The organism is Lysinibacillus sphaericus, from assembly GCF_000600105.1.
Lineage (GTDB): Bacteria > Bacillota > Bacilli > Bacillales_A > Planococcaceae > Lysinibacillus > Lysinibacillus sphaericus.
Window position 1 is genome coordinate 1389769 of record NZ_CP006837.1, and the last position, 12334, is coordinate 1402102.

The window sequence follows — 12334 nt, forward strand, 5'->3', positions numbered from 1 at the left end:
TTCTAAGCATCATTTAACAGCTTTCTATTCAAATATGATATTTTAGTAGAAAAGAGCTGTTGTTTGACAGTTTTAAGTTATTATTATAAACTAAGTTACGTTAAGTAAGTTAAATATAATGAAATGTTCAGTTAGTAAATATAACCTAAATGTTTAACATAGAAAGTTGGCGATAAATATGACAATTACTACTAAAGTAGTGGATATAGTGAAGGACAAAATGACAATTGTAAAGCATTCAGAAACTGAAAATATTTGTCTTGTAGGTCCTGTGAAATTACCTGTTAAGCAAGGTGAATTTTCAGCGACATTCCAATGGTATAACTGGTTAAAAATTGATAGTAATCTATCAAAAGAAGAAATAATTGATGGGCTAGCAACAGCAAATTTAGCATTTTCTCAGCAATCATCTGTACTTGTTTATGGGGATTTTGCAAATGAGGAAGATGTTTTAATTCGTATGCACAGCATCTGTCATACAGGTGATATCTTTGGAAGCCAACGCTGTGACTGTGGCTACCAGTTGCATGAATCGATGAAAATGATTGTAGAGCATGGTTGCGGTGCGATTTTCTATTTAGCAGACCATGAAGGGCGTGGCATCGGATTATTCTCAAAATCGCTTGCGTATTTACTACAAGAAGAAGGTTTAGATACAGTAGAAGCGAATCATGCACTTGGCTTCCAGGATGATACGCGCTCTTATGAAGAGGCGATTACGGTTTTAACGGCTCTTCGTTCAAAACCTGTAACACTAATTACGAACAATCCGAAAAAGCTAGCCGCTTTACAGATGCACGGTTTAACAGCAAATGGACATATCCCGTTATGGGGTGGGGTAACAGAGACAAACCGCTTTTATTTAGATACAAAAGTTGAAAAATCTGGTCATATCCGTGACATGAAGTAAGTGGAGGGTGTAAAGATGACGACAGATGAAAAATATATGCAATTGGCATTAGATTTGGCGGCGAGTGCAAGAGGGAATACGAACCCGAATCCTCTTGTGGGTGCTGTTATTGTAAAAGATGGTGTTATTGTAGGCACTGGTTTGCATCGTAAAGCAGGGGAGCCTCATGCGGAAGTGCATGCCTTTCGTATGGCGGGAGAGCACGCTAAAGGTGCTACTCTTTATGTTACGCTTGAGCCTTGCTCACATTTTGGTAAAACGCCACCTTGTGCGAATTTAGTTAAAGAATCTGAAGTGAGTCGAGTTGTAGTAGCGATGCAGGACCCGAATCCAGCTGTAGCGGGCAAAGGTATACAATTGCTACGTGATGCAGGCATTGAGGTGGAGGTAGGTGTACTAGAAGAACAATCTCGAAGTTTAAACGAACGTTTTATACACAATATGCTTACTAAACGTCCATTCGTTATTTCAAAATATGCTATGACATTGGATGGCAAAATTGCAGCGCATACAGGGCATTCCAAATGGGTAACGGGTGCAGAAGCTCGGGAAGATGTGCACCATATTCGTCATGAAGTAGACGCCATATTAGTCGGCGTTGGAACAGTGATTGCTGATAATCCATCTTTAACGACGCGATTAAATAATCGACAAGGCAAGAATCCTATACGAATTATTATGGATAGCTATCTTCGTACACCAGCACATGCAAATGTATTAAATGTAGAAGAAACGCAAACGATTATTGTCTGCAGTGAGGAAGTCAAACAAGAGCAAATTAGCACTTTTGAGGCAAAAGGTGTTACGGTCCTCCCTGTGCGAAGAGATAATGAAGGATTGCATATTGATGATATGTTAGAGAAACTTTATGTACTTGGTATTACAGATATTTTAGTGGAGGGTGGTAGCGCAATTAATGCCTCATTTTTACAAAGTGCTGTCATCAATAAATATATCATCTATGTAGCGCCTAAAGTTTTAGGTGGTCGTCTATCATTAACACCAATCGCTGGTTACAATGCAGCAACGATGGATGAAGCATGGGATGTTGAATTTGATTCATTTAATAAGTTAGGGCAAGATTTACGCATTATTGCTTATCCGAAAAAAGGTGAAGGAAAGTGAATTATCATGCGGATGTTTGTATTGTCGGAGCTGGACCAGCTGGTGCACTTCTTGCGCATTTGCTAGTTAAAAAGGGGCTATCCGTCATACTATTGGAACAAAACGCAACGCTTGGGCAGGCATTTCGTGGTGAGCATTTAAACGAAGAAGGTGAGGCGGTTCTCAAAAAGCATTTTCTTTTTGAAGCGGTTGAAGCACTTGGTTTATTACGAATGGAGAAATTAGAATATTATGCGAAGGGCGAAGTCATTAAAACGATTGTTCCAGATGCCATTATAGGGCATTTAGGTATTCATGTGCCTCAAGCTCATTTGCTTAAGGGAATACTTCAACAAACAGTTCACTTTCAAAACTTTAAGTGTTTCTTGCATACTAAAGTGACAACACTTTTGATGGATACTTCAGGGCGATATATCGGTGTTGTGGCTAGGAAAGACGATGAAACAATTGAAATCAAAAGTCAGCTTATTATAGGAGCGGATGGTCGATACTCGACTATTCGAAAGCGAGCCCATATTGCCAGCCAAAAACAGAAACATGGTTTTGATTTACTGTGGGCGAAAATTCCAGCTCCTCAAGATTGGGAGCCAGCTATTAAAATGGCATTAATTGATGAAAAACAATTGTCGCTATTCTCCCAGACTGGGGGCTTTATTCAAATTGGTTGGAATATTGAACAAGGAAATTTTGCGCAGCTGAGAAAGCAGCCATTTACACCGTTTGTTCACAAGCTAATTGAGGCCTTTCCACAGCTAGATGATATTGTTACACACTATATTCAATCATGGCAGGACTTTGTGTTACTCGATGTATTTAGTAGTCATTGCGATTGTTGGGGTACAGCAGGACTTGTTCTGTTAGGTGATGCTGTCCATACCATGACACCTACTGGCGCATTCGGCTTAAATAGCGCGCTAAAAGATGCAGATTGTCTTGCATCCTTACTAAACAAAGAGACAATTAGTCAATTTAATGTGCAAGATTTTCAACAAATGCGAGCACAGGCGATTGAAGAAGTATTAGCGCAGCAAATTGAAAAAGAACAGACTTTTGCCTTTCACTTCATCGATAGGGCATCTTGAGAGGAAGAAAACATAGATGAAATTTGGTTTTGATATAGATGACACATTGATCAATTTACGGGCACATGCTTTTTCACTTTATAATAAAAAACTAGGTAAAGATATCACACTGGAAGCCTTTCATGCTTTAGAAAGAGTGGAGATTCATGAGCCCTTTGGCTTAACAGATGCAGAAGGCGCCGCAATGTGGAATAGTTCTTTAGAGGAAATATACTTTACGGATTGTCCAATTTTTGAAATGGCCCTTGAAACGCTACAAACATTACATCAAGAGGGGCATGAAATTTATTATATTACGTCACGTCCGAAGCAATATTGTCAGCAAACGCAACAATGGATGAAGGCTCAAGGTTTTCCTGTGGAAGAGGGGCATTTCTATTGTGGTATGCAAGACGCGGAGAAAGTGAACATTATTAAAAAACTTGTATTAGATGTTTATGTAGATGATAAACCAGCTGTATTAGAAACACTACAAGACATCCACACAAAAGTGATATTAAAAAACCAATCTTACAACCAGTATGTGAATTTACCTCGAATGCATCATTGGCATGAGTTTTTAAGCAAAATGAATGATTAAAAGGAATGGTATAACGGGTTTCGTTGTACCATTCCTTTTTGTTTTAAAACAGTTGTTTTTCAATATTTGCAGCGACTTTTAGAATCGTTGCAATTAAATGATTTTCATCGTAATCATTGTAACGGACTTCCGGTATAACGAGTGTGACGGAAGCAATAATTTGATGCGAAGCATTTAATATTGGGGCTGATACAGAACAGGCGCCGCGCACCCGCTCACTATTACTTATGGCAAAACGTTGCGCGCGAATTTGCTGTAATTCGTTTAATAGCTGTTCTTTGGAACAAATCGTCTTATCTGTAATTGGTTCAAGTGTGATATGTTCTACATAATCTTCAACATTTGGCATAAATGCGAGTAATGTTTTAGAAGATGCACCTGCATAAAGTGGGGAGGTGTCACCTACATACATTTTCGTTGATAGAGGGTAGGTAGAATCATAGTTTACTATACAGCGCCTTTCTAAGCCGTCGATAATATTCATCGAGACACTTTCACCCATATCTTCATTGAGCTTTTTTAAAATAGGCTCTGCAACAATAATTAGACTGGACTCTTGTTTGACTAGGTTTCCTAAATAGAGCAGTGAATGACCTAATTGGTAGCGTTTTGTTCCCTCATCTTTATGAAGAAATCCTTCATACACAAAGGTAGAAACAAAACGTTGTAAACTGGAGATGCTAATACCTGTTTTTTTACTCAACTCTGTTAAAGAGAGGTTAGGTTCTTCTTTTGTAAATGCTTTTAATACTTTAATCGCTTTGTGCAACGATGACATTGTATAGTTTTTTTCGAAAGTTTCTTGATTCATCTCGTCACCTACTTACATAAATTTACTTTCGCTTATCGGCTATAACCTTTATCTTCATGAGGGTTGTATGATGATAAAATTATTACTATTATAGCGTAAATTTATTTCGGTAGAGACGATTTTTGGAATTCATTTGTATGTTCCCCAAGTATAGGTGGGGCTAATTTATATTGAATATTTAAATTTGAAAACTGCAACGGGTTTTTGACGAATTTTATTTTGCCATATTTTTTGTGTTCGATTTCCCCAATCATGTCACGTGCCATAACTTGTGGTTGTTCAAGTGCTTCCGCAATGGAATTCACACGACCTCCGGGTATTTTATATTGTTGTAATAACGCAATCCATTCATCACGCGTTTTAGTTATTGTAATGTCCGAAATGAGTTGTACCAGTTCTACTTCATGTTGCTTTCGCATCGTGTTTGTTTTAAAACGTGCTTCGGTTGCCCACTCTTGACGTTCAAGCATTGTGCAAAATTTTTGAAACTGCCCATCAGTACCAACACATATCATTAAAGGACCGTCTGCGCAGTTAAATACTTGATAGGGCGCTACGTTATTATGCCGATTGCCTAAACGTTCAGAAGCAAATCCTGTATTTAAATAGGCACTCGCAACATTTGCTAAGCTACTCATTTGAACATCCAATAATGCTAAATCAATAAACTGCCCGTTATTCGTTATATCTCGCATTCGTAATGCAGATAAAATACTGATGACGACATAATGGGAAGTTAAAATATCTGCAATTGGGACACCGACTCTTGTCGCCTCACCATCCGTTGCACCTGTTACATGCATTAATCCACTCATCGCCTGTATGACCGGATCAAACCCTGGTTCGTAGGCGAGGGGACCTGTTTGACCAAAGCCGGTCACCGCGCAATAGATGAGTTGCGGATTTATTTTTTTTAATTCCTCATAGCTTAGCCCCATCCGCTCCATATCACCAGTTTTAAAGTTTTCAAGAATAATATCTGCATCCTTTACTAGCTCTTTAAATTTTTCTTTGTCCTCATCTGTTTTTAAATCTAATGTTATCGATTTTTTATTGCGATTGGCACATAAATAATAGGTGCTTTGTTCATTTAAAAATGGACCCCAGTCACGCATACTATCAGAGCCATCGGGATGCTCTACACGTATAACTTCAGCACCTAAATCAGCTAGCAACATGGAGCCGGCAGGAGCGGCATAGACACGTGATAAATCTAACACCCGAATATTATTAAGAGGTTGCATATGGTTTCCTCCCACAAACGTTATTTGTATACTGCTTTACGTTTTTCTACGACGGCTGTTACACCTTCTTTAAAATCTTCTAGTTCTGTTACAATCGCCATTTGAGAAGAAATGTAATCGAGTGCTGTGCGTAAATCCATGCGTTGGCTTTGATAGACCGCACGTTTAATGAATTGTACTGTTGTTGTTGGGCGACTTGCTAGTTCTTGTGCATACTGTAATGTGTATTCTTCGAGTGCCTCGTCTTCTACGACAAAGGTAACGATGCCTTTCGCTTTCGCTTCTTCAGCTGTTAAAACACGCGCAGTCCAAAACATGTCCAGTGCCTGATCGATGCCGATAAGCTTTGGTAAATAGTAGGCGCCACCATCACCAGGAACGATTGCTACGTTTATGTAGCTCTCTGAGATTTTTGTTGATTTTGCCGTTATCCGAATATCACACATTAAAGCCATATCAAGACCGGCACCCATTGCGAAACCGTGCACTTGTGCAATTACTGGCTTATCAATTTCTTCAAGCAGCAATGGAATACGTTGAATCTTTTTCCATAGCGAATTTTTTCGTGCTAAGCCAGTCGAAGAAATATCATCCTCACTTTTGAAAAAACCTTCTCCAGCTTGCATCGCCTTAATATCGCCACCTGCACAGAATGATTTGCCATTTCCTTTCACGATAACCACACGAATATCATCTGAATCACGTACGGTTTCAAGCGCTGTAATCCATTCTGCAATCATTTCCTCGCTAAACGCATTATACGCCTCCGGTCGATTTAACGTAATTGTGGCAATATGGTCTTTAACATCAAATAATAAATCTGCCATGTTCATCTCTCCCTTTACATAATTGGTATTTTGTCTGGCTTGTGCTGTAGAATTGCACTGCTTACTTCAACTAACAAAGTATAGTTTTTAGCTCTGAGCTTTGAGCAGTAGTGAATTGTTAGTGAATGACGTCATATAAGCCCATAAGCTGTCACCGCTATGTTCTAGTAATTGAGTTGCCACCAAATCAGTCCAATAAAAAGTGCTTGCGCCTTCATCACGCCATGACCAAAGCCTACGTGTATACTGTTGTAAGCTATGTTCGTGTGTCGTACCAATTGCAGCATGCACTTGGTGGGAAATGGTCGCTACCGTTTGAATCATTTCTTCAAAACGAATTCGTGCATAGGCCACTTCACTCAGAGGGCTTTGTGCATCGAGGGCAACAGTCACATTATTAAATGCTGCTAAAGCTAACGCTGTTTCACCTGCTAAGTTCACAATATGTTGCTGAACAAGCTGGAAGCGATGGAGAGGACGACCAAATTGCTCACGCTCTTTTGTATAGTGCACGGTTAAGTCATTTATTTTTTCAATAGCGCCCGTCATCATAGCTAGTTGAAAGGCTGTTGCAATGGCTGTCATAGTCTGAATTTGTTTAGAAGTTAAGACAGTAGATTGTTGGCAAACATTGGCGTTTTGGAATGTTACCGTATCACGTGGCTCACCAGCTAAGTTTTTATCCGTTGAAATAGCCGCTTGGTTTAAGTCAATTGCAACTAAATGGATACCTTTTGTGCTGTGTGCAAGTGTTACTAAATGCTTTGTATGGCGCGCCCAAGGAATATGTTGTGCTGTGCCCGTTAGTTTGTCGTTTTCAAGTGTAAAGCTCGGCGTTTCAGCTAGCGCATAGGTTGCCAAATCATCCATTACTTGTAGGTTAGTATATGCTAATAAGTAGTTTGCTAATGTTGTTTCTGTAAATGGGATCGGAGCTGCATATTTTCCTGTTAAACGAACAATATTTAATAAATCTTCTAAATCGCCACCCGCACCGCCACTTTCTTCGCAAATGGCGACAGCCGTCATACCGTTTTCCACGAACAAATTCCATATATCCGATGCCCACTTGCCTTGCTCGACAATATCAACTAAATCTTTACTAACATTTTCTTTTAGCATTCGTTCTACTACTTCAAGAATCATTTCTTTCATTTCACTCACTGTGCGACAACTCCTTTCGCTACTATGCCATAAAGTACTTCTGAAGTGCCTCCTCGAATTGTAAAACCTGGTGCATGTAAAATAGACTCTGCCATTAAACGGTCGATTTTACGTTGCGCGTCAAGTGTAGGGTAGGTTTGCACTAATAAACGAGTAATTTCTGGTATGCTTTGTTCAAATTTGGTGCCAAGCGCTTTTACAAGAGCAGCGGGAATAGAGACTTCATCGCCGTTTCCAGTTGCTAAAAGCTGGGCTACACCAATTGATAAATTGCGTAAGCTCCAGAGGCGTGCGACAACCTTAGATGCTTGTTTTAACCCTTCAATGTTATTTTGTCTTTTTAATTCTTGAATGAGTTCATCGATTAAAGGGAACGTGCTTAAAATACGCTCTGGGCCACTGCGTTCAAATGCTAGCTCTGCTAAACCTTGAACCCAACCATTGCCAATTTCACCGACAACCATATTGTCAGGAACAAAGACATTATCAAAGAATACTTCATTGTAATGATGTTCACCTGTTAAAAATTTGATTGGGACTACTGTAATTCCATCCGCTTGTAAATCGACGATTAGTTGGCTTAATCCCGCATGTTTATGTTTGCCATCATATGGGCTCGTTCGAACTAAAGTCACCATGTAGTGGCATAGATGCGCATTACTCGTCCATATTTTTTGACCGTTTACGATCCAGCCGCCTTCTACTTTTTCAGCACGTGTACTGACAGAAGCCAAGTCTGAACCACTATTTGGTTCACTTAACCCAATGCCGAAGTAGCATTCACCTTTCACAATTTGCGGTAGGAAAAATGCACGCTGTTGTTCTGTGCCATAACGCAAAAGTAGTGGTCCTGTTTGTCGATCAGCAAACCAATGTGCTGCAACCGGCGCACCTATAGCTAAAAATTCCTCCGTTAAAATATAACGATCAATAGTACTGCGCTCTTGACCGCCATATTTTTTGGGCCAGGTGATGCCAATCCAGCCTTTTTGCCCTATCAATTTAGAAAATTCAGGGTTATCTCCACTTAACCAAGAATCACATTTCGGCACGAAGGTTCCTTTTGCTAGTTCTTCGTGTAGAAATGCTCGAACTTCTAAACGGAATTGTTCTTGCGCTTCTGTAAATTGCACTGTTGGTAATTGAAACATATAATAACTCCTCCTTTTTACCGCATTGTGATAACAATTACATTATATGTGTATTTTATGATTCGTTATGTAAATAAGTCAAATGTTTTTTAGAATAATTAGAAAATTCCGTAAGTGAAAACTGGCTACAGCATATATAAATTAGTAGATAGCTTTTAGCGATAAGCCTTACAAATAGTAAAAAGTATTTAATTTACGAAAAAGTGTAAAAAAACAGAAAAAACATGTTACTATGTAGAAAAATTACGTTTTGGGGGTGTGAGAAGATGCAAATGACGATTAAAACTTCTCAAAAGGTCACACAAATATTATCAGCACAGTTAGTCCAGCATTTAGAAATATTGCAATATTCGGCGACTGAGCTAGAGCAATACATTTATGAAAGAGCAACAGAAAATCCATTATTAGTAGTCAACGACGCAAAAGAAAAAACGCAATATGAGGAGATTATGCAATTAGCAAATTGTTCTGTTCATCATTTTTCATCATCCTATGATAGGTCTAGCAGTAACCAATTTAATATGATTGAGATGAAGCTTGCTGAAAAAGAAAATTATGAGCAATTCCTTTTAGAGCAAGTGCCGATGCATCAAAATTTATCTTCTATTGATTTACGAATTTTAAAATTTTTAATCCAATCGTTGGATAATCGCTTATTTTTGGACGTAGAGTTAGAGATTGTAGCAGACAAGTTTCAAACTAGTTATTCGCATGTAGAGGCAATTTTAGATTTATTACAAACTTTTGAGCCGATTGGCGTAGGCGCACGAAGTTACCAAGAATTTTTACTTATCCAATTGGATAATGATCAGTTTGCGCCCAAAAAGGCTTCGACCTTTATTCGTTCGGATTTAGAGTTAGTTGCAACGCAGGCGATTAAACAGTTGAGCAAAAAATATAAGATGCCTTTACAAGATGTCATCGAAACGGTTCACTATATAAAAAAATTGAAACCGATTATGATGGGGGATAAATTAGAATCGATTCCCTATGTGATGCCAGATATCGAAGTGAAAGCAATTGCTGGAGAATGGGTGATTCAGTTAACTCGTCACCACTTACCTATCGTATCGATTGATGAAAGTTATGTTGCGCTGTTAAAAAATGATCCAAATTATCAAACGTACTACCGAGATTCCATGAAAGATGCATTAGCTTTATTGCAAGGAATTGAACAGCGAGATAAGACGCTTTATGAGTTAACTAGATTATTATTGCAACAGCAGGAAAATTTCTTTACGAAGGGGTTAGAAGCGATAAAACCTATGCGTTTAAAAGATCTTGCTGACTTGTTAGCTGTACATGAATCGACCATTAGTCGTGCTATTCGAGGGAAGTATATTCAAACGCCAAAAGGCATTTATGCATTACAATCTTTGTTTACAAAGGGCTTGCTGAATTCTTCCGGAAAAATGGATTCGATTATGTACATTAAAAAGCGCTTACAAAAGTTGATTGAAACCGAGGATAAACGAAATCCTTTAGCAGACCAGCAATTGACAAATATTTTATGTGAAGAAGGAATTCAAATTTCAAGAAGAACTGTTGCAAAGTATCGAGAGGAATTAAATATTTTAAGTTCATATAATCGAGCGTATGGGTAATGTGATGTAAAAAATAAATCGATGATGCAAATGTGCATCAAAATTTTAATTGTGCATTGTGCAAAAGCGATTCGTACCGCGTCATCTTGATAAGCTGTGCCCACCATAAAAGGATGAAGCGAGATAAGAAGCTAGTAAACTACAAGCTTATTTAACAGAATTTTATAAATTTTAAGTTTTTTGTAGTGTTTGGCATAGAACTTGCTCATTAAACAGAAGACATGCATTAGAGAAAGGGGCTAGTAAATGTCTATATCAAAACACTAAGGGGTGGTTTAATGGGAGCTTTGCAAAAATCACTGAAAACACGACATATTACAATGATTTCCATTGGTGGGGTAATTGGAACCGGGCTTTTTGTCGGAACCGGAAAAAACATTTTAAGTACCGGTCCAGCAGCAGTCATATCCTATGCAATTGCGTGTTTGCTCATTGTCTTAATTATGCAAATGGTTGGTGAAATGGCGGCTGGGGAAATCGCATTAGGAGAGAAGTCTGGTCAATCGGGGGAGTTAGGCTCATTTGCATCTTATGCAGGAAAGTATATTGGGCCATGGGCAGGTTTTACAGTTGGCTGGCTTTATTGGGCTAGCTGGGTATTCATTGTTGGACTAGAAGCTGCATTAATCGGGGGTATGCTGCATAACTGGTTTCCATTTATACCGATTTGGGTTGGAAGTGTAGGCATTACATTGTTAATGACCATTATTAATATTTATTCGGTGAAATCTTTCGGTGAATTTGAATATTGGCTATCATTTATTAAAGTTACGGCAATCATTATCTTTTTAGTAGTTGGAACAGCAATGATTTTCGGTATATGGCCTAATTATGAGCCTAAAGGATTAGGGATTTTAACAGCATTTGGTGGCTTTGCACCAAATGGGGTTGTTCCAATATTTACCGCAATTGTCTTTGTTATATTTTCTATTTGCGGTGCTGAAGTTGCAGCGATTGCTGCGGCAGAGTCTGAAAATCCAGCAAAAAATATTGTTCGTGCTATTCGCAATGTCGTATTCCGTCTCGGATTATTTTTTGTCGGCTCAGTAGCTATTATGGTCATGATTATCCCGTGGAATGATTCAACGTTTTTAGCAGCACCCTATGCCAATATTTTAACGATGGCTGGACTTCCAATTGCAGCTCAAATTATTCAAATCGTTATATTTATTTCATTAATTTCGGTGCTTAATTCAGCACTTTATACAAGTTCACGCATGTTACTTGAAATGTCACGTCAAGGAGATGCACCAAAAATCTTCTCACAAATACGAAATCGCCGTGGTGCACCAGTACCAGCTATTATTGGAAGTACCTTAGTTGCATATATTTGTGCCATGCTCTATTTTATTTCCCCAGAAGTAATTTTTTATTTTTTAGGTAATTGTGTTGGAGGATTAATGATTGCTGTTTATATTTTTATCGCTATTTCACAAATACGATTTCGACGGTATTATGATCAAGTTTCGGGCGAGCCATTATCGATTAGGATGTGGTTATTTCCATACTTATCGTATGTTACGATTGGTGTTTTAACGATTGTCTATTTATGCCAAGTGTTAATTGAATCGTTGCGTACGCAGTTTTACTTAAGTACATTAGTATTGATTGTGTCAATTGTGCTATTTGTCATCATGCGAAAACTTTCAACTAAACCAGCAGAGCAATTAGAGGATAAGTTAGCTTCAGAGTAGAATATTACTACGAGGCTAAGACGAGTGTGAGGGAACTATACGATGAGATTAAATTCGCGACACGCTTACGGGAATGCAAGCCTAGCAAACAACTACGCAAGTAGTTGTTTGCTAGAGATTCCGTGGATAGGGAGCGGATTTT

At 38.5% G+C, this 12334-nt stretch carries 11 protein-coding genes; 6 read left to right on the forward strand and 5 right to left on the reverse strand.

Annotated elements, in window-relative coordinates; all coding sequences use genetic code 11:
- Positions 1-178: 178 nt before the first annotated feature.
- From T479_RS06350 to T479_RS06365, 4 genes are read left to right on the forward strand one after another with little or no spacing between them, the layout of a single operon-like run.
- Positions 179-910 (forward strand): GTP cyclohydrolase II, encoded by a 732-nt coding sequence (locus T479_RS06350; RefSeq protein WP_024361423.1) that lies wholly within the window; start codon positions 179-181, stop codon positions 908-910.
- Positions 911-925: 15 nt separating this feature from the next.
- Positions 926-2035 carry a bifunctional diaminohydroxyphosphoribosylaminopyrimidine deaminase/5-amino-6-(5-phosphoribosylamino)uracil reductase RibD gene (gene ribD, locus T479_RS06355; RefSeq protein ID WP_025218952.1) on the forward strand — a complete coding sequence of 370 codons (1110 nt, stop codon included), beginning with the start codon at positions 926-928 and terminating at the stop codon, positions 2033-2035.
- Entirely contained in the window at positions 2032-3117 is a 1086-nt protein-coding gene (locus T479_RS06360; protein ID WP_024361421.1) for an FAD-dependent monooxygenase, read from the forward strand. The genes ribD and T479_RS06360 overlap by 4 nt, the downstream gene beginning before the upstream one ends.
- Before the next feature lie 16 nt (positions 3118-3133).
- Complete coding sequence (locus T479_RS06365) at positions 3134-3697, forward strand: 5' nucleotidase, NT5C type (RefSeq protein ID WP_024361420.1); 564 nt, start codon at positions 3134-3136, stop codon at positions 3695-3697.
- 43 nt (positions 3698-3740) lie between these two features.
- Here T479_RS06365 and T479_RS06370 read toward each other — a convergent pair whose 3' ends face one another.
- The 5 genes from T479_RS06370 to T479_RS06390 all read right to left on the reverse strand — a co-directional run bounded on the left by T479_RS06370 (position 3741) and on the right by T479_RS06390 (position 8894).
- Positions 3741-4508, reverse strand: coding sequence for an IclR family transcriptional regulator (locus T479_RS06370; protein ID WP_024361419.1), 768 nt, complete (start codon positions 4506-4508; stop codon positions 3741-3743).
- 101 nt (positions 4509-4609) lie between these two features.
- Positions 4610-5752 (reverse strand): CaiB/BaiF CoA transferase family protein, encoded by a 1143-nt coding sequence (locus T479_RS06375; RefSeq protein ID WP_025218953.1) that lies wholly within the window; start codon positions 5750-5752, stop codon positions 4610-4612.
- 20 nt (positions 5753-5772) lie between these two features.
- On the reverse strand, positions 5773-6579 hold the full coding sequence (locus tag T479_RS06380; RefSeq protein WP_025218954.1) for an enoyl-CoA hydratase/isomerase family protein: 807 nt from the start codon (positions 6577-6579) through the stop codon (positions 5773-5775).
- An 87-nt stretch (positions 6580-6666) separates the two neighbouring features.
- On the reverse strand, positions 6667-7734 hold the full coding sequence (locus tag T479_RS06385; RefSeq protein WP_227665452.1) for an acyl-CoA dehydrogenase family protein: 1068 nt from the start codon (positions 7732-7734) through the stop codon (positions 6667-6669).
- Positions 7735-7739: 5 nt separating this feature from the next.
- Entirely contained in the window at positions 7740-8894 is a 1155-nt protein-coding gene (locus T479_RS06390; protein ID WP_024361415.1) for an acyl-CoA dehydrogenase family protein, read from the reverse strand.
- Positions 8895-9160: 266 nt separating this feature from the next.
- Between T479_RS06390 and rpoN the strand changes: the two genes are divergently transcribed.
- The gene (rpoN, locus tag T479_RS06395) at positions 9161-10498 is read left to right on the forward strand and encodes an RNA polymerase factor sigma-54 (RefSeq protein WP_025218956.1); all 1338 of its coding nucleotides are present in this window, start codon (positions 9161-9163) and stop codon (positions 10496-10498) included.
- A 278-nt stretch (positions 10499-10776) separates the two neighbouring features.
- A complete protein-coding gene (locus tag T479_RS06400; RefSeq protein WP_024361413.1) occupies positions 10777-12192 on the forward strand; it encodes an amino acid permease in 1416 nt (471 codons plus the stop codon).
- Positions 12193-12334: the final 142 nt, after the last annotated feature.